Origin of the sequence: Aeromonas sp. R7-2, assembly GCF_040908105.1 — a bacterium.
Taxonomy (GTDB): Bacteria; Pseudomonadota; Gammaproteobacteria; order Enterobacterales; family Aeromonadaceae; genus Aeromonas; species Aeromonas caviae.
Genome location: NZ_JBFODC010000026.1, coordinates 101,863 through 127,869, shown reverse-complemented (window position 1 = coordinate 127,869; position 26,007 = coordinate 101,863). Strand labels below are relative to the sequence as shown.

General features: G+C 63.1%; 29 protein-coding genes and 1 riboswitch. Of the genes, 14 read left to right on the top strand and 15 right to left on the bottom strand.

The features are described 5' to 3' along the window. Genes mlaC through murA form a run of 4 tightly spaced genes read left to right on the top strand, consistent with a single transcriptional unit; the run spans position 1 to position 2,435 of the window. Positions 1–633: a phospholipid-binding protein MlaC gene (mlaC, locus tag AB5Y47_RS11320; RefSeq protein ID WP_039040470.1), complete on the top strand. Its 633-nt coding sequence runs from the start codon at positions 1–3 to the stop codon at positions 631–633. After that, complete coding sequence (locus tag AB5Y47_RS11315; RefSeq protein ID WP_368220248.1) at positions 630–902, top strand: lipid asymmetry maintenance protein MlaB; 273 nt, start codon at positions 630–632, stop codon at positions 900–902. The genes mlaC and AB5Y47_RS11315 overlap by 4 nt, the downstream gene beginning before the upstream one ends. Further along, on the top strand, positions 902–1,159 hold the full coding sequence (ibaG, locus tag AB5Y47_RS11310; RefSeq protein ID WP_010675882.1) for a BolA family iron metabolism protein IbaG: 258 nt from the start codon (positions 902–904) through the stop codon (positions 1,157–1,159). Before AB5Y47_RS11315 ends, ibaG begins: the two co-directional genes overlap by 1 nt. Positions 1,160–1,178: 19 nt before the next feature. Continuing rightward, positions 1,179–2,435 (top strand): UDP-N-acetylglucosamine 1-carboxyvinyltransferase, encoded by a 1,257-nt coding sequence (gene murA, locus AB5Y47_RS11305; RefSeq protein WP_041211853.1) that lies wholly within the window; start codon positions 1,179–1,181, stop codon positions 2,433–2,435. A 163-nt stretch (positions 2,436–2,598) separates the two neighbouring features. On the opposite strand, the gene AB5Y47_RS11300 is transcribed toward murA, so the two are convergent. Together AB5Y47_RS11300 and glpX are read right to left on the bottom strand one after the other, a co-directional pair. After that, complete coding sequence (locus AB5Y47_RS11300; RefSeq protein WP_049637177.1) at positions 2,599–2,850, bottom strand: YkgJ family cysteine cluster protein; 252 nt, start codon at positions 2,848–2,850, stop codon at positions 2,599–2,601. Between the two features lie 141 nt (positions 2,851–2,991). Beyond that, positions 2,992–4,002 (bottom strand): class II fructose-bisphosphatase, encoded by a 1,011-nt coding sequence (glpX, locus tag AB5Y47_RS11295; protein ID WP_039040467.1) that lies wholly within the window; start codon positions 4,000–4,002, stop codon positions 2,992–2,994. A gap of 218 nt (positions 4,003–4,220) precedes the next feature. Here glpX and AB5Y47_RS11290 point away from each other — a divergent pair, with 218 nt between their 5' ends. Continuing rightward, positions 4,221–5,279: a porin gene (locus AB5Y47_RS11290; protein ID WP_029313567.1), complete on the top strand. Its 1,059-nt coding sequence runs from the start codon at positions 4,221–4,223 to the stop codon at positions 5,277–5,279. Positions 5,280–5,361: 82 nt separating this feature from the next. On the opposite strand, the gene AB5Y47_RS11285 is transcribed toward AB5Y47_RS11290, so the two are convergent. Further along, positions 5,362–5,841, bottom strand: a complete 480-nt coding sequence (locus AB5Y47_RS11285; protein WP_161646688.1) for a GNAT family N-acetyltransferase — start codon at positions 5,839–5,841, stop codon at positions 5,362–5,364. A gap of 272 nt (positions 5,842–6,113) precedes the next feature. Between AB5Y47_RS11285 and AB5Y47_RS11280 the strand changes: the two genes are divergently transcribed. The 3 genes from AB5Y47_RS11280 (at position 6,114) to AB5Y47_RS11270 (ending at position 10,056) form a co-directional block, all read left to right on the top strand. Beyond that, positions 6,114–8,156, top strand: coding sequence for a TonB-dependent siderophore receptor (locus tag AB5Y47_RS11280; protein WP_049637274.1), 2,043 nt, complete (start codon positions 6,114–6,116; stop codon positions 8,154–8,156). A 65-nt stretch (positions 8,157–8,221) separates the two neighbouring features. Continuing rightward, complete coding sequence (locus tag AB5Y47_RS11275) at positions 8,222–8,842, top strand: PepSY-associated TM helix domain-containing protein (RefSeq protein WP_042015357.1); 621 nt, start codon at positions 8,222–8,224, stop codon at positions 8,840–8,842. A 176-nt stretch (positions 8,843–9,018) separates the two neighbouring features. Next, positions 9,019–10,056 (top strand): acyltransferase, encoded by a 1,038-nt coding sequence (locus AB5Y47_RS11270; RefSeq protein ID WP_049637275.1) that lies wholly within the window; start codon positions 9,019–9,021, stop codon positions 10,054–10,056. On the opposite strand, the gene AB5Y47_RS11265 is transcribed toward AB5Y47_RS11270, so the two are convergent. Then, positions 10,028–10,384: a helix-turn-helix domain-containing protein gene (locus tag AB5Y47_RS11265; RefSeq protein ID WP_042015355.1), complete on the bottom strand. Its 357-nt coding sequence runs from the start codon at positions 10,382–10,384 to the stop codon at positions 10,028–10,030. The genes AB5Y47_RS11270 and AB5Y47_RS11265 overlap by 29 nt on opposite strands. Before the next feature lie 121 nt (positions 10,385–10,505). On the opposite strand from AB5Y47_RS11265, the gene AB5Y47_RS11260 reads away from it, so the two are divergent. Then, positions 10,506–10,811 carry a monooxygenase gene (locus AB5Y47_RS11260; protein WP_049637326.1) on the top strand — a complete coding sequence of 102 codons (306 nt, stop codon included), beginning with the start codon at positions 10,506–10,508 and terminating at the stop codon, positions 10,809–10,811. Here AB5Y47_RS11260 and AB5Y47_RS11255 read toward each other — a convergent pair. Then, positions 10,792–11,322, bottom strand: coding sequence for a GNAT family N-acetyltransferase (locus tag AB5Y47_RS11255; RefSeq protein ID WP_368220247.1), 531 nt, complete (start codon positions 11,320–11,322; stop codon positions 10,792–10,794). The genes AB5Y47_RS11260 and AB5Y47_RS11255 overlap by 20 nt on opposite strands. 45 nt (positions 11,323–11,367) lie before the next feature. Beyond that, positions 11,368–11,982, bottom strand: a complete 615-nt coding sequence (locus AB5Y47_RS11250; RefSeq protein WP_029313562.1) for an outer membrane beta-barrel protein — start codon at positions 11,980–11,982, stop codon at positions 11,368–11,370. A 201-nt stretch (positions 11,983–12,183) separates the two neighbouring features. On the opposite strand from AB5Y47_RS11250, the gene AB5Y47_RS11245 reads away from it, so the two are divergent. After that, a complete protein-coding gene (locus AB5Y47_RS11245; RefSeq protein WP_010672675.1) occupies positions 12,184–12,822 on the top strand; it encodes an exopolysaccharide biosynthesis protein in 639 nt (212 codons plus the stop codon). 63 nt (positions 12,823–12,885) lie between these two features. Here the strand turns inward: AB5Y47_RS11245 and AB5Y47_RS11240 are convergent, their stop codons facing one another. Together AB5Y47_RS11240 and AB5Y47_RS11235 are read right to left on the bottom strand one after the other, a co-directional pair. After that, a complete protein-coding gene (locus AB5Y47_RS11240) occupies positions 12,886–13,776 on the bottom strand; it encodes a sensor domain-containing diguanylate cyclase (RefSeq protein ID WP_042015352.1) in 891 nt (296 codons plus the stop codon). 327 nt (positions 13,777–14,103) lie between these two features. Continuing rightward, positions 14,104–14,688, bottom strand: a complete 585-nt coding sequence (locus AB5Y47_RS11235; protein ID WP_223953995.1) for a penicillin-binding protein activator LpoB — start codon at positions 14,686–14,688, stop codon at positions 14,104–14,106. Positions 14,689–14,910: 222 nt separating this feature from the next. Here AB5Y47_RS11235 and AB5Y47_RS11230 point away from each other — a divergent pair, with 222 nt between their 5' ends. The 4 genes from AB5Y47_RS11230 to AB5Y47_RS11215 all read left to right on the top strand — a co-directional run bounded on the left by AB5Y47_RS11230 (position 14,911) and on the right by AB5Y47_RS11215 (position 17,743). After that, positions 14,911–15,543: a Vat family streptogramin A O-acetyltransferase gene (locus AB5Y47_RS11230; RefSeq protein WP_368220246.1), complete on the top strand. Its 633-nt coding sequence runs from the start codon at positions 14,911–14,913 to the stop codon at positions 15,541–15,543. A gap of 123 nt (positions 15,544–15,666) precedes the next feature. Continuing rightward, complete coding sequence (locus tag AB5Y47_RS11225; RefSeq protein WP_041997343.1) at positions 15,667–16,098, top strand: GNAT family N-acetyltransferase; 432 nt, start codon at positions 15,667–15,669, stop codon at positions 16,096–16,098. A gap of 156 nt (positions 16,099–16,254) precedes the next feature. Continuing rightward, on the top strand, positions 16,255–16,671 hold the full coding sequence (locus AB5Y47_RS11220) for a GNAT family N-acetyltransferase (RefSeq protein WP_368220245.1): 417 nt from the start codon (positions 16,255–16,257) through the stop codon (positions 16,669–16,671). A 430-nt stretch (positions 16,672–17,101) separates the two neighbouring features. After that, positions 17,102–17,743, top strand: a complete 642-nt coding sequence (locus AB5Y47_RS11215) for a DUF5677 domain-containing protein (RefSeq protein ID WP_368220252.1) — start codon at positions 17,102–17,104, stop codon at positions 17,741–17,743. A 633-nt stretch (positions 17,744–18,376) separates the two neighbouring features. On the opposite strand, the gene thiH is transcribed toward AB5Y47_RS11215, so the two are convergent. From thiH to AB5Y47_RS11180, 7 genes are all read right to left on the bottom strand, one after another. Further along, positions 18,377–19,648: a 2-iminoacetate synthase ThiH gene (gene thiH, locus AB5Y47_RS11210; protein WP_324037270.1), complete on the bottom strand. Its 1,272-nt coding sequence runs from the start codon at positions 19,646–19,648 to the stop codon at positions 18,377–18,379. Continuing rightward, a complete protein-coding gene (locus AB5Y47_RS11205; RefSeq protein ID WP_223953042.1) occupies positions 19,645–20,412 on the bottom strand; it encodes a thiazole synthase in 768 nt (255 codons plus the stop codon). The genes thiH and AB5Y47_RS11205 overlap by 4 nt, the downstream gene beginning before the upstream one ends. Before the next feature lie 85 nt (positions 20,413–20,497). Next, entirely contained in the window at positions 20,498–20,698 is a 201-nt protein-coding gene (thiS, locus tag AB5Y47_RS11200) for a sulfur carrier protein ThiS (RefSeq protein ID WP_039040452.1), read from the bottom strand. Between the two features lie 2 nt (positions 20,699–20,700). After that, a complete protein-coding gene (locus tag AB5Y47_RS11195; RefSeq protein WP_182976136.1) occupies positions 20,701–21,480 on the bottom strand; it encodes a HesA/MoeB/ThiF family protein in 780 nt (259 codons plus the stop codon). Then, on the bottom strand, positions 21,470–23,077 hold the full coding sequence (gene thiE / locus AB5Y47_RS11190) for a thiamine phosphate synthase (RefSeq protein ID WP_368220244.1): 1,608 nt from the start codon (positions 23,075–23,077) through the stop codon (positions 21,470–21,472). The genes AB5Y47_RS11195 and thiE overlap by 11 nt, the downstream gene beginning before the upstream one ends. Then, the gene (gene thiC / locus AB5Y47_RS11185) at positions 23,074–25,077 is read right to left on the bottom strand and encodes a phosphomethylpyrimidine synthase ThiC (RefSeq protein WP_368220243.1); all 2,004 of its coding nucleotides are present in this window, start codon (positions 25,075–25,077) and stop codon (positions 23,074–23,076) included. Before thiC ends, thiE begins: the two co-directional genes overlap by 4 nt. A gap of 257 nt (positions 25,078–25,334) precedes the next feature. Further along, positions 25,335–25,448: riboswitch (TPP riboswitch) on the bottom strand. Between the two features lie 62 nt (positions 25,449–25,510). Further along, the gene (locus tag AB5Y47_RS11180; protein ID WP_124245173.1) at positions 25,511–25,999 is read right to left on the bottom strand and encodes a hypothetical protein; all 489 of its coding nucleotides are present in this window, start codon (positions 25,997–25,999) and stop codon (positions 25,511–25,513) included. Positions 26,000–26,007: the final 8 nt, after the last annotated feature.

The following is a 26,007-nucleotide window of genomic DNA, read 5'->3' as shown; positions in this document are numbered from 1 at the left end:
ATGTTCAAGAAGATCGCCCTGATGCTGGGTCTGATGACCAGCATGCTGTTCTCCCTCGTCGCCCGTGCGGATGTCAATACTTCGGACCCCTATGCCCTCGTGGATCAGGCCGCCCAGCAGACCTTTGCCCGCCTGAAAGCCGATCAGGCCCAGGTGAAGAGCAACCCCGATCACCTGCGCGTCATCATCCGCGAGGAGCTGCTGCCCTACGTGGACAACCGCTTCGCCGCCTACAAGGTGCTCGGCAACCAGATCAAACAGACGACCCCTGCCCAGCGTGACGCTTTTGTGGACGTCTTCACCGAGTACATGGTGAGCTCCTACGCGGACGCACTGGCACACTTTGACAAGCAGACCGTCAAGGTACAGCCCGGCAAAGCCGCCGAGAGCAACATCACCGCCGTCAACGTCAGCGTGAAAGAGGCCGGCAAGCCGGACATCTTCCTCGAGTTCAAGCTGCGCAAGAACAACAAGACCGGCGAGTGGAAAGCCTTCGACATGGTTGCCGAAGGGATCAGCCTGCTCTCTGCCAAGCAGAACGAGCTGGGTGGCCTCATTCGCCAGAACGGCATCGATGCGGTGATCGCCCAGCTGCGTGAACACAACGCCAAGCCGCTGGTGATCAAGTCATGATCCTGAGCGGTGACTTGCAGGCCCCGCAGGTCAACGATCTGTGGCAATGCCGCGCCGACTGGTGGCAGGACGACCGGCTCGAACTCGGTACCGTGACTACCCTGGATTCCGCCGGCCTTGCCCTGCTGGTCAAGTGGGCCAAGGCGGCCCTGGCACGGGGTGCCACTCCGACACTGGTGGGTGCCTCCAACGATTTCCATACGCTGGCCAACCTTTACGGGGTGGCCAGCCTCTTTCATTCAACCCCGCTCACAACTGAGGACTCATAATGCAAGTCTCTGAAATTGAAGCGATACTCCTCGAGGCTTTGCCATTGTCCGAAGTCCATGTCAAAGGGGACGGCAGTCACTACCAGGTGATCGCCGTCGGCGACATGTTTGACGGCATGAGCCGGGTCAAGAAACAACAGGCCATCTATGCCCCGCTGATGGACAAGATCGCCACCAACGAGATCCACGCTCTCTCCATCAAGGCCTATACCGACGCCGAGTGGAAACGCGAGCGTAAATTCCAGCTGCCCTCCTGATTTGGTAAAGAAGTAAACCATGGACAAATTCAAGATCACCGGCCCCTGCACCCTCTCCGGTGAAGTGACCATCTCCGGCGCCAAGAATGCCGCCCTGCCCATCCTGTTTGCCACCCTGCTGTGTGACGAAGAGGTTCAACTCTCCAACGTACCGCGTCTGAAAGACGTGGGTACCACCCTCAAGCTGCTGGAGATGCTGGGCGCCACCACCAAGGTCAACGGCAACGTGACCGTGCTGACCGGCGCGGTAAACAATCATGTCGCCCCCTACGAGCTGGTGAAGACCATGCGAGCCTCCATCCTGGCCCTGGGCCCGCTGGCAGCCCGCTTCGGTGCAGCAGACGTCTCCCTGCCCGGCGGCTGCGCCATCGGTGCCCGCCCGGTCAACCTGCATGTCCACGGCCTGGAGCTGATGGGCGCGAAGATCGTCATCGAAGAGGGCTACATCAAAGCCCGCGTCGACGGCCGCCTGAAAGGTGCCCACATACTGATGGACATGGTTTCCGTGACCGGTACCGAGAACCTGATGATGGCCGCCACCCTGGCTGACGGTCGCACCGTGATCGAAAACGCCGCCCGTGAGCCGGAGGTGGTCGATCTGGCCAACTTCCTCAACGCGCTCGGAGCTAACATTCAGGGCGCCGGCACCGATACCCTGACCATCGACGGCGTAGAACGTCTGCACGGTGGCAGCTACAGCGTGCAGCCCGATCGCATCGAGACCGGCACCTTCCTGGTAGGCGCCGCCGTGACCGGTGGCAAGATCACCTGCCGCAACACCGACCCCAGCCTGCTGGAAGCCGTACTGGTCAAACTGGAAGAGGCTGGCGCCCTGATTGAAAAGGGTGACGACTGGATAACCCTCGACATGACAGGTCGCACACTGAAACCTGTCACCATCAAGACCGCCCCCTACCCGGCGTTCCCGACCGACATGCAGGCCCAGTTCACCGTGCTGAACGCGGTCGCCCAGGGCACCGGCATGGTCACCGAGACCATCTTCGAGAACCGCTTCATGCACGTGCCCGAGCTGGTACGGATGGGTGCCGACATCGAACTGCAGGGCAATGTGGCCATCTGCCGCGACACCCAGCAGCTCAAGGGTGCCCAGGTGATGGCGACCGATCTGCGCGCCTCCGCCAGCCTGGTGCTGGCCGGCTTCGTGGCCGAAGGGGCCACCATCGTCGATCGCATCTATCACATCGACCGTGGCTACGAAGACATCGAGCACAAGCTGCAAGGCCTGGGTGGTCGCATCGAGCGCATCAAGGAATAAGCTGGCTTCACCATGAGCCGACGATAAAAAGGCCCCCTCGCAAAGCGAGGGGGCCTTTTTCATGACTCCGAATGGCGGCACCCTCTTCTCCCCTTGCGGGAGAAGGGGGTGGGGACGAGGAGGACAAGCAGGCACCCTTTCCCCGAGGGAGAGGATCAAGGGCTCAGGCGGTCAGCCGCTCCAGCTCGCCGATAAGCCAGATGGCCTCCTGGCGATGGGAGCCGCACACGTCCACCATGGGGCGAAAGCCGCCGCACACCGCCGGGCGCTCCGGCTGGCCGAAGATCTTGCACCCCAGGTGCGCATCGAGCTGCACACAGGGCACACCGGCGGGCTTGCCGTCCGGCATGCCGGGAATGGCACTGCTGATGCTGGGGGCGATGCAGCAGGCACCGCATCCCTGACGACATTCCATGTGATTTTTCCTCTGTGGGGCACCGCAGTGTAGCAAGGAGTCCGGTTTCTCCTAAGCCTTATCCCTGCCCGGGCACCCTGGCGCCCTGCAGAGCGCAAAAAGCCCGGCAGTGCCGGGCTTTTTGCTGCGGGAGTCAGCACATCACAGGATGATGTCGCGTACCACGCTGTCTTTGCGATCCAGGAAGTGGATCGACTTGATACGACGGATGGTGCGCGATTTGCCACGGATCAGCAGGGTCTCGGTGGTCGCCATGACGCCGTCGCTGGTGATCCCTTCCAGCAGATCACCCTTGGTGATGCCGGTGGCCGAGAAGATGACGTTGTCATTCTTGGCCAGATCTTCGAGCTTGAGCACCTTGCTCACGTCGATGCCCAGCTCCTCGCAGCGCGCGATCTCCTGTTCACCCAGGGCGCGAACCTCGGGGCTGTCACCCTTGACCTGGTGGCGGGGGATCAGGCGAGCCTGCATGTCCCCGTCCAGGGCGCGGATCACCGCCGCCGAGATCACCCCTTCCGGTGCGCCACCGATGCCGTAGAGCATGTCCACTTCGCTGTCCGGCAGACAGGTGAGGATGGAGGCGGCCACGTCACCATCGGGAATGGCGAACACCCGCACCCCCAGGCCCTGCATCTCCTTGATCGCCTTGTCATGACGCGGCTTGGCCAGGGTGATGACGGTCAGACGGGAGAGGGGCTTGCCGAGCGCCTTGGCCACGGCCTTGAGGTTCAGCTCCAGAGCCTGATCGAGATCGATGGCGCCTCTCGCCTTGGGGCCCACGATCAGCTTTTCCATGTACATGTCGGGGGCCTTGAGGAAGGATCCCTTGTCGCCCACCGCCAGCACGGCCAGGGCATTGGCCTGACCCATGGCGGTCATGCGGGTCCCTTCGATGGGGTCGACCGCGATGTCCACGGCGTCGCCCTGACCCGTGCCCACCTTCTCGCCGATGTAGAGCATGGGGGCTTCGTCGATCTCCCCTTCGCCGATCACAATCTCGCCATCGATCTGGATCTGATTGAGGATGTGACGCATGGCCGCCACGGCCGCGCCATCGGCGATATTCTTGTCACCACGTCCGAGCCACTTGTAGCCAGCCAGTGCAGCCGCTTCCGTCACTCGGGAAAATTCGATTGCCAGTTCACGTCTCATCGCATATCCAACCTTAGGAGCTCGAAAACGGGCGGCATTCTACCACAAGGGCAAACCTTTGCGCGTAAAAGTGGCGACCAGCCACATAAATCCCGGTTTTCATCCCGCTGACATGGAACCGACACGGTTTGTTCATTGCACGGTCACCCGACTGTCATCTGTCACTTCTAGCATGGCCCCGTCTTTTAAAACAAAAGCTTGCAACACAAGGGATCATGATGAAAAAGCTGACAGTAGTAGCATTGGCTCTTACCGCCGCCTTCCAGGCTCAAGCCGTCGAAGTGTACAAAAACGAGAGCACCCTGCTCGACCTCTACGGCCGCATCTACGCCGGCCAGTTCTTCGGCGAGAAGAAAGAGCTGGACGCCAACGGTGACATCAAGAACGAATACAGCGACAAGCAGGGGGCCAACCAGTTTGTCCGTCTGGGCGCCAAGGTAGAGAGCGAGATCAACCCGGGTCTCAAGGCGCTGGCCCAGTACGAACTGCAGATGTACATCAACGACAGCGAGAAGACCGTCAGCGAGAACTCCGACAACCTGCGTACCCGTCTGGCGTTCGCCGGTGTCGGCGCCAACTGGGGGACCGTCACCTTCGGTCGCCAGAAGGGGGCTCCAGGCTTCCTGGCGGACTGGACTGATGTCTCTCTCTCCGACGGTTACGGCAACGAGGCACTGGGCGCCAAGACCGACACCTTCGCCACCAACCGCGCCGGCTCCGTGCTGAAGTACTCCGGCCTGTTCAACGGTTTCCAGGTTGATACCAGCTACAAGTTCGATGGCGGTGACACCGAAGAGACCTCCAGCAAGGACAGCGATGCCGCCTACGGTGCCGCCGTGGCCTACACCTTCCCGTTCAACCTCTCCCTGGGGACCGCCTACAACGTGGGCATCCGCGACAAGAGCGGTGAAGAGGATGCCAAGCTGTGGCTGCTCTCCGCCAAGTACGACAACAAGGCCCTCTACGCTGCTCTGAGCTATGCCGACGGCAGCGACTTCCTGGCCACTGGCAAGGATCACACCGGCTGGGAAGGGGCGCTGGGTTACAACTTCGAGAGCGGCTTCGGCCTGATGGCCCTGTGGAACAAGCAGAAGGTGGAGCAGGCTGGCAAGTCTGACTACGACTCCATCGACTACTACACCCTGGGTGCCCAGTACAAGTTCAACAAGAACCTGCGCGTCATCGGCGAGTACCGCATCAACAACCTCGACAGCCATGACAGCGGCAAGCTCAACACCAAGGATGACTTCCAGCTGGCGGCCCGCTACGACTTCTAAGTCGGCAACCACCTGACGACACGGCGCGCAGAGCACTCTGCGCGCCGTTTTTCATTTGGGATGATCGCGTTGTCACTGAGGCTCAGAGCTTCTTCTGCCAGAACATGGCCCGGCCCACCTCAGGATCCAGCTCATAACCCGCAAAGCCGCTGGCACGATAGGCAGCCTGGGCCACCTTGTTCCCCTCCAGCACCTCCAGGGTCAGCTTGCAGCAACCGAGCTCCCGGGCGAGCCGCTCCGCCTCCGCCAACAGCTGCTTGCCGATGCCGTGGCCGCGATGAGCAGGGTGCACCGCCACGTCGTGGATATTGAGCAGCGGCTGACAGGCGAAGGTCGAGAAGCCCTCGAAGCAGGTGGCAACGCCAGCGGGCTCCCCATCGACCCAAGCAAGCAGCACATGGGCACCGGGTCGCGCGGCCAGGGCGTCGGCCAGATTCGCCTTCACCTCGTCCGCCAGTGCACTGCCGCCCCCCATCTCATCCCTGGCGTATTCGTCCAGCATCGCGATCAGCGCCTCGCCGTGGCGAGGGTTGTGCAGATCCGCCCTGATGATCTCAACCATGTTTCTCTCCCTGTGTGTGCCGGATGGTGCGCCAAGGCGCGAGGCCACCATGGTAGCGCCCCCTCCGAACCGAACCAAGGTTCCCCCGGCCTTTTCCCCGAGGTTCCAGCCCCCTCAGTGCCTGCCCGCCAATGATCTCTTTTTCTTGCATCTTCTCCTTGCAATGCAAATGAAAATCAATATCATTAGCAACCTCTCGCGATGAGAGAAATCAATAATTACAAATAAATCAACAAGTTCAGGCCGATTGGTCGACAAAGAGTCACACCCAGATGAACCATTCCACCCCCCCGCGCGCCTTGCTGGGCGTCGCCTTGCTGGCGGTTTGCACCAGCCCCCGTGCCGAAGACGAAACCCTCACCGTGGTCGGCAAACGCAGCCAACATGAAGAGGTCGCCACCGCGACCCGCACCGCCACACCGGCCAAGCTGGTGCCCCAGAGCATCGAGAGCGTCAAGGCAAGCGAGCTGACCGCCTTCGGCCAGCCCACCCTGAGTGAAGCCCTGACCGGCATCCCTGGCGTCAACGCCAGCGGCGACACCCGCTTTGACGGCGTCACCATCCGCGGTTTCAGCGCCAGCAACGACTTCTACCTCGACGGCCTGCGCGACGACATGCAATACACCCGCGACCTTGGCAACATCGAACGGGTCGAAGTGCTCAAGGGCCCCGCCGCCGTGCTCTACGGCCGTGGCAGCACGGGCGGCATCGTCAACCGGGTCAGCAAGGTTCCCCAGAAGGGGCAGGCCTCCAGCGTCAGCGCCCAGGTCGGCAGCTTCGACAGCCGACGCTTCGCCGCCGATCTCAACGGCGAGGCAGGAGAGCGGGTACAGGTGCGCCTGAACCTGGCCCAGGAAGACAAAGACAGCTTTCGCGACGACGTGACCAGCAAGCGCACCCTGCTGGCCCCCTCCGTCAACTGGGAGATCACCGACACCCTGAACTGGCTGGTGCAATACGAGCGCAACGAGCACGATCGCACCCCGGATCGCGGCATTCCCGGCGTCGATGGTCGCCCGGCGGATGTCCCCATCGAGAGCGTCTACAGCGACACCCGCCGCGACTTCATCGACGATGTGGCCCAGTCCACCCGCTCCCGCTTCACCTGGGACATCAACGATCAGTGGCAACTGCGCCAGCAGCTCGGCTACACCACCCTCGACAGCCAGTTCGACAATACCTATGTCACCAGCGTCAAGGGTGACAAGGTGACCCGCGCCCGCTGGCAGCAGGATCTCAAGGCCAGCAGCCTCACCAGCAACACCGAGGCGGAAGGCCAGCTGCAAACCGGTCCCATCGCCCATCGTCTGCTGGTGGGCCTGGAGCAGGGCTGGCAGGATCGCACCCCCAAGCTCTACCAGAACGCCAGCCCGATCCCGGCAGGCAACCTCTATGATCCGGGCTCCCTACCCACCTACGACGGCGCCATGAAACTCTCCAGCGACGCCCATCACAGGGTGCGCGGTGTCGGCCTCTATGTGCAGGATCAGCTCAGCCTGGGCGACTGGCACCTGCTGGCAGGTCTGCGCCGCGACGACTTCACCGTCACCAGCCGCCGCAACGACCTCGACAAGGAAGAGACCCTCTCGGTCACCAGCCTGAGTCCGCGCCTGGGCCTGGTGTGGAACCCCATCGAGGAGCATGCCTTCTACACCTCCTACAGCAAGACCTTCACCCCGGTGGGCGGTGAGCTTATCGGCATCACCCCGGGGGACAAGAACAACAACCTGGATCCCCAGCACACCCGGCTCTATGAAGGGGGCGTGAAGAGCGACTGGCTGGATGGCCGCCTGGCGACCACCCTCTCCCTCTACCGGCTGGAAATGTACAACAAGCGCAGCAAGGATCCGCTGGATCCCACCCGGGTGATCCTCACCGGTCTGCAGCGCACCGACGGCATCGAGCTGAGCGCCCGTGCCCAGCTGACCGACGAGATCTATCTGCGCGGCGGCGTCGCCATCCAGGATGCCGAGCAAGTCAAGGCAGACGCGGACCTGCAAGGCAAGCGACCGATGAACGTCTCCCGCCAGAACGGTCAGCTGTTCGCCGGCTACCAGAACGGCAAGCAGGGCTGGTTCGGCGAGACCGGGATGACGGCGGTGGGGGATCGCTTCGCCGACAACGCCAACACCACCACCTTGCCCGGTTACGCCCGCTTCGACGCCCGTGCCGGCTACCGCTGGCCCCAGTGGGAAGCCCAGCTGAGCGTGGAGAACCTGACCGATCACGACTACTTCGTCAGCGCCACCAGCGCGGCCCAGATCATGCCGGGCACGCCCCGTCAGCTGCACCTGACCGCCGCCTACCGCTTCTGATCCTCCCTGTTTACCGACCCCTCTGGCCAGCGTTCGCTGGCCAGATTGTTATGAAGCACCGAACGATGACACGCAGAAAACTCCCCCTGCACAACAACAAGTGGGTGCGCCGCATCCACGCCTGGGCAGGCTTTGCCACCCTCACCCTGATGCTGCTCTACGGCCTCACCGGCCTCTGGCTGCAACACAGGGCCGTGCTGCCCCTGCCCGGTCCCCACACCGCCAAATCGAGCGAAGAGATAGTACTGAGCACGCCGCTGGCCAGCCCGGATGAATTGAAAGCCCTGCTGCAACAGCGTTATGCAGACATGTTCGAGGAGGGGCGACCCCAGATCACCCCGCCCCAGACCCTGCCCACACCATCCGGCTCCCTCACCCTGCCGGCCCGCTGGGAGCTGCGCGGCGTCACCCTCAGCCAGAGCGTGGCCGCCAGCTATGTGGAAGGCACTCTGCTGGTGCGCACCGAGCTGCAGCAGGCCAACTTCGCTGCCAGCCTCAACCGGCTGCACCGTGGCATGGGCACCGGCCTGCCCTGGCAACTGGTGGGCGATCTGGCGGCCCTGGCCATGCTGCTGCTGGCCCTCACCAGCCTGCTGATGTGGAACAAGCTGCACGGCCCCGCCGGTCGCGGCATCGCCCTGCTGCTGCTGGGCGCCCTGGTCACCGTGCTGGTGGCCCTGCTCTAGCCCTTTTACCGACACCAAAACGGGATCCTGCTCCCGGCGGCGGTAACCTTGCCCGCACCTCGGGTAACAAAGGGTAACCGGCCTCCGATGGGGGTCACAGTTGGCGACCAGGCGGCTGGATAGGGAGCACCTGCGGCTGATAGGGTGCGCCCAGCTCCCGAACGCCACGAGGAATCATGCGCATCTCCAGCATCGAATGCGGGCGAGTGGTGGCCATCCTGGCCGTGATGACCATCCATCTCTCCCCTTTCAGCAACCCCTTCGACCCCGCCCTGTGGGACGGCACGCCCTACCCTCTGGTCGGGGCCGTCATCAACCAGCTCTGCCGCTTCGCGGTACCGCTGTTCTTCCTGTGCGCCGGTTACTTCTTGCAACCCGCCCTCGCCGCGGGCCACCCGCTGACCGTCGCACTGCGCTACTGCCGACCCCTGCTGGGACTCTGGCTGGCGTGGAGCCTGCTCTACGTGCTGATACCCTTCAACCCGCTCGCGGCGGTGAGCGAGGGCTACCTGCCCGCCATGGCAGGCCAGTGGCAGATGCAGCTCGGGGATCATCTCAACGTCTGGTGGGTGGGCGGCATGATCCACCTCTGGTTCCTGCCCGCCCTGATGGTGGCGGTGCTGATCCTGGGGCTCTGCCAGCAGGCCCGCCTGCCGAGGCTGGCCCTGCTGCTGGGGGCCCTGCTCTACGCCCTGGCCCTGATCGGTGGCTCCTATGGCCCGCTGCTGCCGGGGGGCGAGTGGGCCCTGCTGACCCGCAACGGCCCCTTCTTCTCCTTGCTGTTCGTAGCTCTCGGCGCCGAGCTGCGCCTGCGTGCCTGGCAGCCGGACGCCAGGCGCTGCGCCCTGATGATGATGGCGGGGATGGGGCTCTACGCCCTGGAGGCCGCAGGTCTGCTGCGCGTTGCCGCCGTCCCCCTCGCTCGTCATGATTTCCTGCTGGGTTCGCTCCCCTGGGCGCTGGGGCTGTTCGGCCTGCTGCTGGCCAACCCCGCATGGGGCAAAGGCAGCTGGCTGGAGCGCCAGGCCCCCAAGGTGCTCGGCCTCTACTGTCTGCACATGATGCTGGTGGTGTGGCTGATGATCTTCGGCCCCCAGGGCAAACAGGTGTGGTGGGAACTCCTCAAGGTACCCGCGCTGCTGGCGCTCACTCTGCTCGGCTACCGACTGCTGGCGGCCACCGCCCTCAGCCGCTGGTTGCTGCGGGCTCGCTAGAAACAGGACCCTGACCAGCCAGCAGATCAACGTGGTTCAGCGCAAAATCGTGCATCTGCTGGAGCAGGGGGATCAGGGCGACGCCAAGCGGGCTCAGGCTGTACTCCACCCTGGGCGGTACGTCGGGGTAGAGGGTGCGAATGATGACACCGTCGCTCTCCAGCTCTTTGAGCTGGGCGGTGAGCACCTTCTGGCTCACCTCGGGCAGGCAGCGGCGCAAGTCGCCAAAGCGCAGGGTCTGTTCGCGCAGATGAAACAGAATGGCCGGCTTCCATTTGCCGGTCAGCAGGCGCAATACCTGATAGGCGGGACAGGGCAGTGAGGGCACGGTATGGCTCGCGAGTGGTTACTTTGCGGTAACTATGCCACGAAAATGTGCCTTCTTGCAGCCAAGATGCCGGCTTCCTATGATGCGGATTCCGTCAATCAACGCCCACGAGAGGTTTATCATGCCCAGCCTGCTGCAGATCCATTTCAACTTCCCCGCCGAGATGATGGGACCGACCCTCACTGCTGCGGCCATGCCGCTGGCCGACTCCATCACCCGGGAGCCGGGCTTCATCTCCAAGATCTGGACCGAGAACCCGCGCACCGGCGAGGCGGGCGGTATCTATCTGTTCGAGGATGAGGGGAGCGCCCTCGCCTACGCCACCATGCACGAGCAGCGGGTGCTCGCCATAGGCGCCAGCGCGGTGCAGTACAAGGTGTTCGACGTCAACGAGCCCCTCAGCCGCGTCACGCGCGGTCTGGTGTGATCCCCTCGCCCAGCAGTAACCGGTAGCTGGTATCCTGCTGCCAGATGAAGCCCAGCCGCTCAAATAGCCGCTGGCTGGGCAGATTGTTCGGTTCGATATCCGCAAGCAGGGTGATGATGCCAAGCTGGCGGGCATAGGCGATCAGGGCGCTCAGCGCCTCCCCCATCAGACCTTGTCCCCAGTGGCTGCGGGCCAGCATGCAGCCCACCTCCGCCTGGCGCAGGCTGGCGCCGGCCGCAAAGCTGTGCAAGCCGCAGGCGCCCACCAGGCGGCCGCTGCCGCGTAACACCAGCCCCCACTCCAGCGACTCGCCGCCAGCCAGCAACCGCTCGACGCTAGCCAGCATCTGCGACACGGTGGCAAGGGAGGGAAACGGCGGCTCCCCGACGAAGCGCATCACCAGGGGATCCCCGTAGATGGCGAAGAGATCGGCAGCATCCCGCCCATCGAAGGGGCGCAGTCGCCCCCTTGGCGTCAGCAGTACGGGCAGTTCACGGGGCAGGGATGGCACGGAGTCGTATCGCCTTGTCTGGTCAAAGGAGTCCCATCATGAGGCTCAGAACCTCAGGGTCAAGCCGATATTGGCCTGCCACTGGGTGATCAGCTCCCCCCTCACCCGAAAGGCGCAGATCTCGGGGTTGCAGAGAAACTGGCTGTCGTCGTTGACCAGGGCACCATAACCGCGCACCTCGGCCCGCACGGCCAGATGTTCGGTCAGGCGCGGCTGCACCCCAAGGGCCAGGGACATGGAAGGGGCCGTCTCGCTGTCGTAGGCATCGAAGCGGGTGACCCCTATCCCGGCACCGATATAGGGGGCCATCAGGTTGTCCGAGAGAGTCAGGGCCCCGGCAAACTGCAGGGTGTCCACCGTCAGCCTGTCGGGCAGTTCGGGGGACACCCGGGTCGACTGGTGGCTGTAGAGCAGCTCCACCATGCCGGGGTCATCCACCTCCCTGCTAATGAAGAGCCCCCAGCTGCCGGAGTGCTCCCCTTGCAGGGTGTCGATGTCGCTCCCGTGCGGCGTGGGGGCCGGCTCGTCCATGGCCCGAAAGTCGATGGCCGAGCTGTATCCCGCAAAGGGAGTCAGCTGCCAGCCCGTCGCCGGGGGCTCGGCTGCCCAGCCCGCCAGGGGCAGCAGCAGCCCCGGCACCATCCCCATCGCTCCTCTCATGTGCTCATCCTTTGGTGAAAAGACCTGCGCAAAGCATATCAGAGCGCCCGTCTCCCACACTGGACGGGGGCTGTACCAGCCCCGTTGCCCCGCTCCCGATGGAAAAATCTGTGCTCCCCGGGGTTATTCATCCGGGATTAACCTCGTCCCCGTAAGCTGGCGGCGCCACAGCGGTGGCATCAACAGACGAGGATCTCAGGAATGGTTGCCGCGCAACTCAACGACCCCCAAAGCACGCTCTCCGATACCCTGAGGGCCACCGCCCACGCCATCGAGGAGAGCCACATCAGCCTGCGCCAGATGCTGGCCCTGGTGGGCGAGCAGGGCATGCTGCTGTTTTGCGTGCTGCTCACGGTTCCCTTCCTGCTGCCGGTCTCCATTCCCGGCGTCAGCACCCCCTTTGGCCTGCTGATCCTCTTCATCGGCATCGGCATCACCCTCAACCGGGTGCCCTGGCTGCCCGCCTTCCTGATGGAGCGCCGCTTCGCCGCCGAGCACCTCAAGCCGACCCTGCACAAGGGGGCGGATCTGCTGGCCCGCATCGACCGCTTCATCCGCCCGCGCCTGCTCATCCTGACCGGCAGCGTGACCATCAACCGCTGCAACGGCCTGCTCATCATGCTGGCCGCCCTGCTGCTGATGCTGCCGCTGGGCGCCATTCCCTTCACCAACGCCATGCCCGCCTGGGCCATCCTGCTGCTGGCCATCGGCATGTTGCAGCGGGACGGTCTCTTCGTCGCCCTCGGCTATGCTCTGGTCGCCGCCACCCTGGTCTGGTTCAGCGCCCTGGCCATCGGCCTGCTGATGGCGGGGCAGAATATCTCGACCCTGTTCGGCTGATCTGGCCCGGCCAAATGAAAGAGGGCGACCCCGGGTCGCCCTCTTTCCTGTTCACTGCGCCCCTCAGGGCGCCCCATCGTGGGCCACCCGGTTGCGCCCGCCCCGCTTGGCCCGATAGAGCCACTCGTCCGCCCGGGCCAGCACGGTGCCAAGATCCTCTCCCGGCCGGATCAGGGTGGTGCCCAGACTCACGGTCACGGGGGCGGGATCCGGCGCCATGGCCGCCACTGCGGCGCGGATCCGCTCCGCCACCTTCAGCAATATCCCCTCGTCGATCTGCGGCAGCAGGATCAGAAACTCCTCGCCACCGCTGCGCACGAAGAGATCCTCCCCCCGCAACTGGGCGGAGACGCACTCGCAGACCCGGCACAGGACCTTGTCACCGGTCTGGTGGCCGAAGCGATCGTTGATCTGCTTGAAGTGATCGAGATCCAGCATGATGAGGCCGGTGAGATGCTGCCCCTGCACCCTGTGGTGATACTGGTCGAAGAAGAAGTGGCGGTTGTAGAGGCCGGTGAGCTGATCCGTCTCCCCGAGCCGCTTGAGCCGCTGTTGCAGCTCGTGCTGGCGGGTGATGCTGCGTGTCATCCAGGCCACCGCCCGCTTCCCCTCATATAAAGAGGGCAAGGGCGCTATCTTGCCCTCGAAACGCTGCATTCCCTGGGGCCCGGCGTCGGCGTCGATGCCGTCCACCTCGGCGGGGGAGAGGTCATACTCCACCACCTGCACCTGGCCGCTGGCGAGGGCCTGAGCCACCTGCGCCATCACCCACTGCGCCTTGTCCTCGGGCAGCACGTCCAGCAGTTGTCTGCCGATCAGCGGGTTGCCGTTCTGGTAGGACTGCTGCTCCATCCCGCCGATGTACTCGATGTAGTAGCCATCTTCGCTGAGGATGAAAACGGGATCCGGCAACTGGGCCATCACTTCGTAGAGTTGTGCCACTGAGAGCGCCATCCGAGCTCCTTGCTATCCGTGGGAGTGGGTCCCTGTACTCCTGTTATACAAGACTCATGGAGTATCGCACAGGGGCAGAAAGCTGCCTGCCGGGCGGGAAGGATGCGGTCGGTGACGTGCTCACCGGACAAGCCTCCGGCAAAGTGAATGGTAGCAATCGGGGATGCTGTCAGAACCAGGGTTGTCAGACAGTCAGGAAGGTTTTTTTGCCTTCAGGCAGTGCGACATGCCAACCCCTGTGACGTCAGGGGCGCCACAGGGGTATTCCCGCCCCCGGACAAGGGGGCAGGGCCGGATCCCGGTCAAGAGGGATCCGGCGAGCCGGCATCAGCGGGCAGCGGATCGACTGGCGTTCCAGAGCAGTTCGCCGCTCTTGAGATCCATCAGGCTCATGGCGAGCCGGTAGCGGCCCCCTTCAGAGAGGAGATCCCCGTAGAGCATGTAACCCGCCCCGGTCTGGCGACCCAGGCGCACCAGGGAGGCGGGGTTCATGCCCCCCTGCTGGTATTCGAGCTGACCCGTGATGGCCGCCACCTGGCCCGGGTCTGCGAAGCGAAAGCCGCTATTGGCCTGAATGCGCTGGATCATGGCCACCGCCAGGGGCTGGGTGCTGAAGGGCTCACCTGTGCCGTTCTGGGGCGCCATCAGCAGCAGTACCGGGCTGCTGCCCGCCAGTGCCTGCACATCGGCGGCCTTCAGGAAGTCATCGGCCAGGGCAACCGCCAGCCCCGTCGGTGCCACGGGTTTGGGAGCAGGCACCGACTCGGCCTTGTCAGGCTCGGCCACGGGTTTCTCTGGTTTGGTCACCGGCTTGTCCGGCTCGCCGACCGGCGCAGGCGTCCCCCCATAGGGATTGACCGCACACCCGCCCAGCAACAGGGCACCCACCATCAACAAGGAACGCAGCTTCATCTTTTCTCTCCGCCAGAAGTGTGCAAGGCGCACTTCGTCCATCATCCATCTTGACGGAGCCAGACTCCGCCGCCCCTCCATGCTAGAGACAAACCCGCCCCGGGTCGATGCGCACATGGGCAGGGGGCGACAGAGACTGGCGAAGCGGAGGGCACAAAAGGGTGGCAAGGCTCCACCCGATTCCGTTAGGGTAGCCAGAGACCCGATTCCAGAGGCGCCCCCATGCACGGACCCGATCCCGCCAACCCCCACCCCATGAACGGCTTCCCCCAGGTGTGCTTTATCAAGAACACCATCAAGGGAACCAATATCGAGGTGGGTGACTACACCTATTACGACGACCCGGAGGATGCGGCGGGCTTCGAGCGCAACGTCCTCTACCACTTCCCCTTCATCGGCGACAAGCTCATCATCGGCAAGTTCTGCGCCATCGCCCGCGGGGTGAAGTTCATCATGAACGGCGCCAACCACCAGACCTCCGGCTTCTCCACCTACCCCTTCTTTATCTTCGGCAACGGCTGGGAGAGCGCCGCCCCTGCCCCGGGCAGCCTCCCCTACAAGGGCGATACCGTCATCGGCAACGATGTCTGGATAGGCTATGACGCCCTGATCATGCCAGGGGTCAAAGTCGGCAACGGCGCCATCATCGCCGCCCGCTCAGTGGTCACCACGGACGTGCCCGACTACGCCGTGGTCGGCGGCAACCCCGCCAAGGTGATCCGCTATCGCTTCGACGACGACACCATCGCCCGTTTGGGCGCCCTCGCCTGGTGGGACTGGCCGGTGGAGCGGATCAGCCGGAATTTGAACTTGATCGGCGGCGGGGAGATTACGGAGTTGGAGAGGGCGGGGTGATGGCTGCCCACCTAGAGGCATCAGGAGAACCTCACCCTACAGCCCTGGAGAGCACGGAACCATCACCAGATCAGTGCGTTACATGGGAAGTTAAAACAATCAGGTCCCACTGGAGTTATCAACATGACCACACCCGCTTTCACTGTCGTCCACTCAACACCGCCCGTCGAAACCTATCGCTATCTTCGAACCGCAGCCGGGCTCAGCCCAAAGACGCTTGAAGCCGCAGAGCGTGGTCTGCCCAATACGCTGTTTGCCGTCCAGGTGTTTTGCGGCCAGACCGCCATCGGCATGGGCCGCATCATCGGAGATGGCGGGACATTTTATCAAGTGGTTGATATTGCTGTGCTGCCTGAATATCAGGGTCAAGGGGTAGGCAAGAAGATCATGACGGAGATCGCGGACTATATCGCCCGCGAGGTACCGGAGTCAGGCTATGTCAGCTTGCTGGCAGATGGGGAGGCGTACCGACTCTATCAACAATTCGGTTTCTCGCTCACGGCGCCTGCCAGTCTTGGTATGGGGCTTAAGCGGATTGCCGCCGAAAAGTCCTGACCAATCAATCACCTTCATACCCAGGACTGTCATGTTGGGATATCCGCCTTCTTGTCTGCCCGGTGGAACAGGTCAGCCCGCAGGTGACACTGAACAGCCGCGGGCAGATAGCCGTGCAGGAAGCCATCCCCCAGCCATCATCAAACAGGAAGCACCATGCAACTCACCCCACCCCAACCGCCTCAGGACGATGAGATCGAAGCGCTGCGCATTGGTCTCTCGGGCTACAACAAGGATCACGCCGGCACCCATCTGCGCGAGCGGATCGCCAGCTTTATCAAGGATGAAGAGGGCAAGGTACACGGCGGCATCATCGCCGACATCAAGTGGGGCTGGCTGCACGTCGACTGGCTCTGGATCGACGAACGCATCCGCCGCGATGGCTGGGGCGGCCGCCTGCTCGGCGCCATGGAGCAGTACGCCCAAAGCAAGTGCATCACCAACTACCACTTGGAAACCACCAGTTTTCAGGCCCTCCCCTTCTACCAGAAGCAGGGTTACGAGGTCTTTGGCCAGCTGCCCGATATGCCGCCGGGGCATGTCAGTTATTTTCTGAGGAAGATGAAGTGCTGAGATCCCAATACCATCAGATAATCCGTTCCAGCATTGAGAAAGAGGTTGGCGGAAAAATCTTGGGATCGGAAATGACACTCTCAATCATGCCCTATGTGAAAGTCGGAAACCGCGCCATCGTCGGTGGCAACCTCGTCAAGGTGATCCACAACCGCTTTGACGACAACACCATCACCCGCCCAAAACCCTCTCCTTGTGGGATTGGCCTATAGAGCAAATCAGCCGAAATTTGCAGCGTATTTCCGACGGAGACATTATGAAACTGAAGAAAACGAACAATGAGATTAACTATTAGTCGATATGCATTGCTAAATTAGATTTATACGACGTCGAAATAACGTAACTCTAACATTATGTAGCTTTATATTTTAGTGAGGGAATTCAAGTGAAGTATATAACCATTGATGATTATTGTGCCAGGCTACAAGATATGTATAACTCAAGTCCATTTACGTTGAAATCTGATGATAACTTTAGTTTTTTCCTCATTTGCTACATGTATAAACTAGATCTACACATGAGTTCTATACGCAAATTGTCACCTTCACCAGACGTACAGCTGATTGCTCGATCCATGATTGAAACACTCATACAGATGCTATGGGTAGCACATAGTCCAACTCAACGAGCTTCTATGTGGCGTGAATATATATTTGTAGAAGACTGGATGAAATTAGATGAACTTCTGCGTAAAGGTAGAATCATTCCAGCAGAAGAACAGCTTCTCATTAACAATGCATATACAGCCATCAGAGAAAAATACCTAACTGGCAGAGGTGATAAGATTCATAAAAACTGGAAAAAAGGAAATGACATTCACAGCATGGCAAATGATGTTGAAGCAAAAGAACTATATTCAATATTATATTCCGGCTTGTCCGATTGGGTTCATAGTGGTCCTAACTCATTTTCACATATGGTGACGTTTACTCCAGATATGAGGTTGAACATACGAAATGACGCACCTAACCATATTTTAAACTCTAGTTTTAGCATTGCCTTTCAATGTATCTTTCAAGCACTTGAAGTTTGCTCTAAACATTTTTCCTTAGGATTGGATAAATCACTTTAATCTATATACGAACAATATATTAATGATATGTCACAAGAAAAATAGCTCCGTAACTATAGCTACCATTGGATTCAATTAACGAAGTGAATTGCACCCTATGATTCCTCTGAAGTTATGGCGGGCACGGCCTTGGTTCCCCCTCCAATCCGCCGAGGGGAAGGGGCAAGGTCAGGAGCGCCATCAGGGATGATGGCGCAGACGCAGCCGGCACAGGGATGTGCCGTCTGCGGCGGTCCGTCCGACCTTGCCCCTGACCCGAGGGAAACCGCGCAGCGGTCGGATTGGCGGGGGTGGCCGCTCGATTGGTGACTTTTCTTTGGCCACGCAAAGAAAAGTTACTCGCCCAAGCCCGAAGGGCGGGCGAAACCCCTTCGAGGCCAGCGGCCTCGCGTCCAGCACGGCGAAGCCGTGCCACCACACAACGGCTCCTGCCGCCAACGCCATACCTCGGAACGGACGATTACGCCTAACGGCTAATCGACCCTACGATGGCAATGAAATATCGCATCAAGACCCCTCCCCAGCCCTCCCCTTCGCAGGGGAGGGAGCTAAAGCGTCGCCACCAGCAAGGTGTGTGGCCGAACACCGCCCAACCATGCCGGATGCCACCGACAAAGAGGGGCGTGGCCACCCCTATCGGCCCAGGAAGGGCTCCCAATCCTTGAACACCGGCTGCAACCCCGCCTGTCGCACGGCGGCGGCCACTTCCCCCACCGGGCGGTCGTCGTGGATGGCGAACTGCTCCAGCTCCTCTTTATCCCCCTCGGCATAGCCACCCGGCTGGGTGCGCGACTCGGCCGACATCTGGGTGATGCCAAGACGCACCGCGCCGTTGCGAAAGGTGGCGGACTCGCGGGTGGAGAGGGACAAGTCCAGGGTCGGCGAGAAGAGACGCCAGGCGCAGATAAGCTGGGCCAGTTGGCGATCCGACATGACCACGGCAGGCTCCAACCCGCCGGTACAGGGGCGCAGACGCGGGAACGAAAGTGAATAGCGGCTCTGCCAGTGGTGGCGCTCAAGCCAGGCGAGGTGCTCGGCGACAAAGTAGCTGTCGGCACGCCAGTCCGAGGAGAGGCCGATGAGCGCCCCCAGCCCGATTTTATCGATCCCGGCGCGGCCCAGCCGATCCGGCGTGGCGAGGCGCCATGCGATGTCCCGCTTGTTGCCGCGCAGGTGGTGGCGGGCGTAGGTGGGAGCGTGGTAGGTCTCCTGATAGACCATGACCGAATCGAGGCCGAGGGTCTTGAGCTCGGCGTATTCATCCTGCGAGAGGGGCTGCACCTCCATCCCCACCGTGCTGAAGTGACGGCGGATGATGGGCATCACTTCGCGAAAATAGGCGAGCCCCACCTTGTGTTCGTGCTCGCCGGTCACCAGCAGCACGCTGTCAAAACCGCGCGCCTTGATGGCCAGACACTCGCGCTCAATCTCCTCGCTATTCAAGGTCTTGCGCTTGAGGCGATTGCTCATGGAGAAGCCGCAGTAGGTGCAGTCGTTGGCGCACAGGTTCGACAGATAGAGAGGCACATAGAAGCCGATGGTGTTGCCAAAGCGCTGGCGGGTCAGGCGCTCGGCCTCGGCTGCCATCTGCGGCAAATACGCCTCGGCGGCCGGGGAGATCAGCGCCATAAAATCGCTCAGGGTGCGGCGGGAGGTAGTCAGCGCCCGCTCTACATCGGCGGCGGTCTTGGCGCGGATCTGCATGCCGATATCGTCCCACTCCAGCTCCTGCCATCTATCGAGAAAACTCTCCGACTTTCTCTCAACCCCCTCCCGGCCTCCCCCTTCACAAGGGGGAGGTGTTAATCCGCCCCCCCGATCTCCTACTTCACAAGAGGGCGAAGTCGACACTCCCTCCCCTGGCAAGGGGAGGGTCGGGGTGGGGTCATTGGCATGCTGACTCATAACGCCCCCAGAAAATCGGTAAGCGGGCTGGAGGCTTGCGCCTGCAGGGCGCGGGCGCCGAGACCGGCTTCATAGGCGCTGCGCCCGGCAGTGCAGGCCAGCGCAAAGGCGCGGCCCATGGCGATCGGGTCGCCGCTCACCGCAATTGCGGTGTTGACCAGCACGGCATCGGCCCCCAGCTCAAAGGCGGCCGCCGCATGGCTCGGTGCACCGATCCCCGCATCCACCACCACGGGCACATTGGCCTGCTCGATGATGATGGAGAGAAACTCCCGGGTCACCAGCCCCTGATTGGAGCCGATGGGGGCGCCGAGCGGCATCACGGCGGCGCAACCCACCTCTTCGAGCCGTTTGCAGAGCACGGGGTCGGCACCGCAGTAGGGCAGCACCACAAAGCCCTCTTTCACCAGCTGCTCGGCGGCTTTGAGCGTCTCGATGGGGTCTGGCAGCAGGTAGCGGGGATCGGGGTGGATCTCGAGCTTGAGCCAGTTCGTCCCCAGCGCCTCGCGGGCGAGGTGGGCGGCAAATACCGCCTCGGCGGCGGTCTTGGCCCCCGAGGTGTTGGGCAGCAGCTTGACCCCGAGTTGCCGAAGGGGCGTGAGGATATCGTCGTGGGCCTTGCCCGGTTCGAGCCGCTTGATGGCCATGGTGACCAGCTGGGAGCCACTTGCCTCGATGGCGGCGGCCATCAGTTCCGGGCGGGCAAACTTGCCGGTGCCGGTGAAGAGGCGCGAAGAGAAGGTGTGATCGGCAATTTTGAGCATGTCAGCCTCCGGCCACTGCGATAAGAAGAGATGAAGTGCCGCCGCAAGGCAGAGCACGCGAAGATGGGACTGCGAGCATCATGGATCAGCCTCCCGCGATGGCGGTGAAGAGGTGGAGTTCGTCCCCGTCATTAAGACGGGTCTCGGCCCAGCGGCCACGGGGCAGCACGGCGCCGTTGAGGGCCACTGCTACCCCCTGAGGGGGAATCTCCTGCACCGCCAGCAGCTCAGTCAGGCGCTGGCCGGTGGGCAGCGTCAGCTCGATATCGTTCAATCGGATCTTCATGGTTAATTCTCCAGGGCCGGGTGGGTGCTGCCGCAGACCGGGCAATCGGGGTCGGGAGCCAGCGTGAGGGTCTGCCACTGATGGGTCAACGCATCGAACCGGCGCAATGTGCCCGCCACCGGGCTCGGCATCCCGAGCAGCAGTTTCAGTGCCTCCAGCGCCTGCAAAGAGCCCATCACCCCCACCAGCGGGCCGGTGACGCCGCTGGTCTCGCAGCTTTCCCTGATCTCGGTATCCAGCGGATAGAGGCAGGCGTAGCAGGCGTGATCGCTGCTGGTGCGCACCATCAGCTGCCCCTGCCAGCCCACTGCGGCGGCACAGATCCAGGGCTTGCCCTGAGCCACGCAGGCGGCGTTGATGGCCTGGCGGGTGGCGAGGTTGTCGCAGCAGTCGATCACCAGATCTACCTCGGCCACAAACTCCGGCAGACTGGCGGCATCGAGCCGCTGGTTGATGGCAATCAGCTCCACCAGCGGGTTGTGGGCCGCCAATCGCTCGCGGGCCAGCTCCGCCTTGGAGTGGTTGACCGCCTCGCTATCGAACAGGATCTGGCGCGGCAGGTTGCTGGAATCCACCGTATCGCCATCGGCCAGCCACAAGGTGCCCACCCCGGCCCCGGCGAGATAGAGGGCGAGCGGCGAGCCGAGCCCGCCGAGGCCCACGATCAGCACGGATTTATCCTTGAGCCGTGCCTGACCGGCTTCCCCAATTTCCGCCAGCATCAGCTGGCGGCCGTATCGCAGGTACTCTTTGTCACTAAGAGAAGCGGCATCAGAGCGCATGTTCTGCCTCCCGTATCACGCAGGCCGAGCGCGGTTCATCCCCCGCCCCCACGGCAGCGAGCAGCCGCTCGGTCGCGCCCTGCCAGTCATCGCTCGCCGTGATGGCCGAGACCAGCGCAATGCTGCCGACCCCGCTTGCCTTGACCGCCGCCACCCGCTCCTCGCTGATGCCACCGATGGCCACCGTGGGCCACTGCGCCATCAGGGCGCGGTAGTGGTGCAGCCGCGCCAGCCCCTGGGGGCGCGAAGGCATCGCCTTGGTGTTGGTCGGGAAGATATGGCCCAGCGCGATATAGGAGGGGGCAAGCTCGCGGGCCCGCATCAGCTCGAAGTAGCCGTGGGTGGAGATGCCAAGGCGCAGCCCCGCCGCCTGAATGGCGGCGAGATCGGCGGTCTCCATATCCTCCTGCCCCAGATGCACGCCCCAGGCGCCCGCCTCGATGGCCTGCTGCCAGTAGTCGTTGATAAAGAGCCGCGCTCCATGGCGGCGACCGAGCGCTACCGCATCACGAATGGCCGGCGCCACCTCTGTGGCGGGCAGATTCTTGATCCGCAGCTGGATGGTCTTGACCCCGGCCCCCAGCAGGCGTTTGAGCCACTTGACCGAGTCCACCACCGGATAGAGGCCGAGGTTGTGTTCGGTCGGCGCAAAGGGGCCCTGCGGCAGACGGGCGCTGCTCGCTTCATACAATCCAAAGCGGCGATCGAGCGGTGAGCCCGCCAGCACGGCACGGGGGAAGTGGGCAAGATCGGCAGGCCAGCCGAGATGGGCGATGGGCCCCGGGCCTGCGCCCACCCCTTGCGCCGCCGCCAAGCCCTGTTGCAGGTAGGCGCGCGCCAGGGTGATGGCGTCCTCCACCGGATAGTCCTGCGCCACCACGGCGGCGATGGCGCTGGCGTAAGCGCAACCGGTGCCGTGACCGTGGCGGGTATCGAGGCGCGGCGTGGCGAGCCAGAATTCGCGGGTCTCATCCTGGTAGTAGTCGAGGCAAAGATCCCCGCCCCATTCAAGGTGGCCCCCCTTGACCAGCACGGCGCGAGCGCCGAGTTCGCGCAGCCGCCGGGCGGCGAGGCGCACCAGCTCGGGACTGGTGGCGGGCAGGCCGGTCAGGGCTTCCAGCTCGGGACCATTGGGGGTGATCAAGGAGAGGCGCGGCAGCAGGTGCTCGCGCACCGCCACCAGCATGCCGGGCTCCGCCATGGGGGTGCCGGTGCTGGCGATGGCCACCGGGTCGTAGACCACGAAGGGAGCCTCGACGGTCGACAACCTGCGTGCCAGCACCTCCACATGCAGCCGGGTCGGCAGCAGGCCGATCTTGATGGCGGCGGGTGGCAGATCCAGCCCCAGGGCATCGATCTGGGCGGCGAAGGTCTGCATCAGCACGGGGTCGACCATCTTCACCGCCACCGAGTTCTGGGCCGTGATGGCGGAGATGACGGAGCAGCCGTGCACGCCGAGGTCATGCATCGTGTGCAAGTCGGCCTGAATGCCGGCCCCGCCGCCGGAGTCGGACCCGGCGATGGTCCAGACCACGGGGCGGGCCTGCGTCACGGCGGACAGGTCGGCGGGGCTGACAGCCCCGCGCTCGCTGCTCACGCCTCCTCCCCTGCGGCCTGCTTCAGGGTCGCCGCCTGATGGTAGATCTCGCCGCCGGTCTCCTTGAAGGTTTCAGCCATGCGGGCCATGCCGCTCTCCACCTCGGCCACCACCCGCTCCTGCTGACCGTCCATGCCGACCAGCTTTATCTCTACGGCTTCCAGCTTGGCGGCGTAGTCGCGCACGTCCTGGGTGATCTTCATGGAGCAGAACTTGGGCCCGCACATGGAGCAGAAATGTGCCACTTTGCCGGACTCCTGAGGCAGGGTCTCGTCGTGGTAGGCGCGGGCGGTGTCGGGATCCAGGGCCAGGTTGAACTGATCCTCCCAGCGGAACTCGAAGCGCGCCTTGGACATGGCGTTGTCGCGGATCTGGGCGCCCGGGTGGCCTTTGGCCAGATCGGCGGCGTGGGCGGCGATCTTGTAGGTAATCAGCCCCTGCTTCACGTCCTCCTTGTTGGGCAGGCCCAGGTGCTCCTTGGGGGTCACGTAGCAGAGCATGGCGCAGCCGTACCAGCCGATGAGCGCGGCGCCGATGCCGGAGGTGAAGTGATCGTACCCTGGGGCAATGTCGGTGGTGAGCGGGCCCAGGGTATAGAAGGGCGCCTCGTGGCAGTGCTCCAGCTGCTCGGTCATGTTGCGCTCGATCATGTGCATGGGTACGTGGCCGGGGCCCTCGATCATCACCTGCACGTCGTACTCCCACGCAATCTTGGTGAGCTCGCCCAGGGTGCGCAGCTCGGCGAACTGGGCCTCGTCGTTGGCGTCATAGACGGAGCCCGGACGCAGACCGTCACCCAGCGACAAGCTCACGTCGTAGGCGGCGCAGATCTCGCAGATCTCGCGGAAGTGCTCGTAGAGGAAGTTCTCCTTGTGGTGCGACAGGCACCACTTGGCCATGATGCTGCCACCGCGCGACACGATGCCGGTGAGGCGCTTGGCGGTCATCGGCACGAAGCGCAGCAAGACGCCGGCGTGGATGGTGAAGTAGTCCACCCCCTGCTCGGCCTGCTCCAGCAGGGTGTCGCGGAACAGCTCCCAGGTGAGGTCTTCGGCGATGCCGTTGGTCTTCTCCAGCGCCTGATAGATGGGCACGGTACCGATGGGCACCGGGCTGTTGCGCAGGATCCACTCGCGGGTCTCGTGGATGTAGCGGCCGGTGGAGAGATCCATCACGGTGTCGGCGCCCCAGCGGGTGGACCACACCAGCTTCTCCACTTCCTCTTCGATGCTGGAGGTGACCGCCGAGTTGCCGATGTTGGCGTTGATCTTCACCAGGAAGTTGCGGCCGATGATCATGGGCTCCGCTTCCGGGTGGTTGATGTTGCTGGGGATGATGGCGCGACCGGCGGCCACCTCATCGCGCACGAACTCGGGGGTGATGTTCTGGGGCAGTCTGGCGCCAAAGCCCTGACCCGGATGCTGGGTGCGCAAGAGCTCGGAGCGCACCCGCTCGCGGCCCATGTTCTCGCGCAGGGCGATAAATTCCATCTCGGGAGTGACGATGCCAGCACGGGCGTAGTGGAGCTGGGTGACCCGGCGGCCCGGCTTGGCGCGGCGGGCCTTATGTTGCGAAGAGTGCAGATGTTCGAAGCGCAGGTGATCCAGCCCCTCGTCCGCCAGCCGCTCCTGAGTGAAGGTGGAGCTCAGCCCGTCCAGCGCGTCGGTGTCAGCACGCTCCAGCACCCAGGCTTCGCGCAGGCGCGGCAGACCGCGGCGCACGTCGATGGGGGCGGCCTCTTCCCCATAGGGGCCCGAGGTATCGTAAACCGGCACCGGCTCGTTGGGCTCGAACTGGGGAGCTTCCTTGGTGCCGCCGACGAAGGTGTCGGCCAGCTGGATCTCCCGCAGAGGCACCCGGATATCGGCGCGGGAGCCTTCGATAAAGATGCGGCGGGAGTTGGGGTGAGCCATCCCTTTCAAGTTGTCGATAAAGGTCTGGGCGCTGGAGCGCTGCTCGCGGCGGCTGGATTTGGTGGTATCAGATACATTGGTAGACATAGCAAAACTCACATTAACTGGTTGAAGTTATGGGTGTTTGCTTGTCTGGAGTTCGAGGAGAAGATGAACTTGCGGCGGGGTGTGCTCGGGGGAGTGAGCCGGGCATGGATCTTCCCTGCTCTGCCGTCCCTCTGCCCTGTGTGGCAGATCCGCAGGCCTAACGGCCCGGCGGGACAACCTCCCCCTGTGCGCCTGTGCCAGCCAGAGGCGGTCTGCCTCCAGTTGGCGGGAAGGTGTGCCTTCCCCGGCGCGGTAACCCGCAAGTTACCCTTGTTTCCCTTCGCAGGTCTTAACCTGATCAGGTTCCACGGATCCCGAATTAACGGTCTCAGCTTAGCGTCGTTCGACGGTCAGCACTCCGACAAGATGTGCGCCAGTATAAGTGGGGAAATTTAAAGTACAAGCCATTAACAAGGGGAAAGGGAGAGAGGTCTCACTCTTCGGCGTCGAGGGGATCCTCGGGGTCAGGAATGAGGATATCGGTGAGGCGGCCCTCTTCATCCCGGCTCAGCACCAGGCGGCGACCCGGTTGCAAATCGGCAGCGCTGCCGTTGATCCAGCGAGTGTCAGCATCAAACACCAGCATGCCGAGTTCCTGTAGCAGCAATGCCTGCTGATTATGGGTGAGCAGTCGATCCTCCGCCCGCCGCCAGCTGGCCCCGAGCGCCGGATCCGGCGCCCCGTCGAGCACCCGGATCGTCTCGGCGACGCCGTAGCGGCTCTGGATCGCGAGGTGCATGCCGGGCACGAGTCCGTCCGGCTGCGCCACGCCGTGCAGTTCGGCACTGCCGAGCTCCAGCTCAGCCCCCTGGAATTGCAGGCGCACCCCGTCGTTGTGCTCCAGCTCCACCAGCCAGAGCTCGGCGTCGTCGGCAAGGGTGCAGAAGGGCAACAGCAGCAGGCAGAGTGCGGTTCGGGTCATGGCAGGCG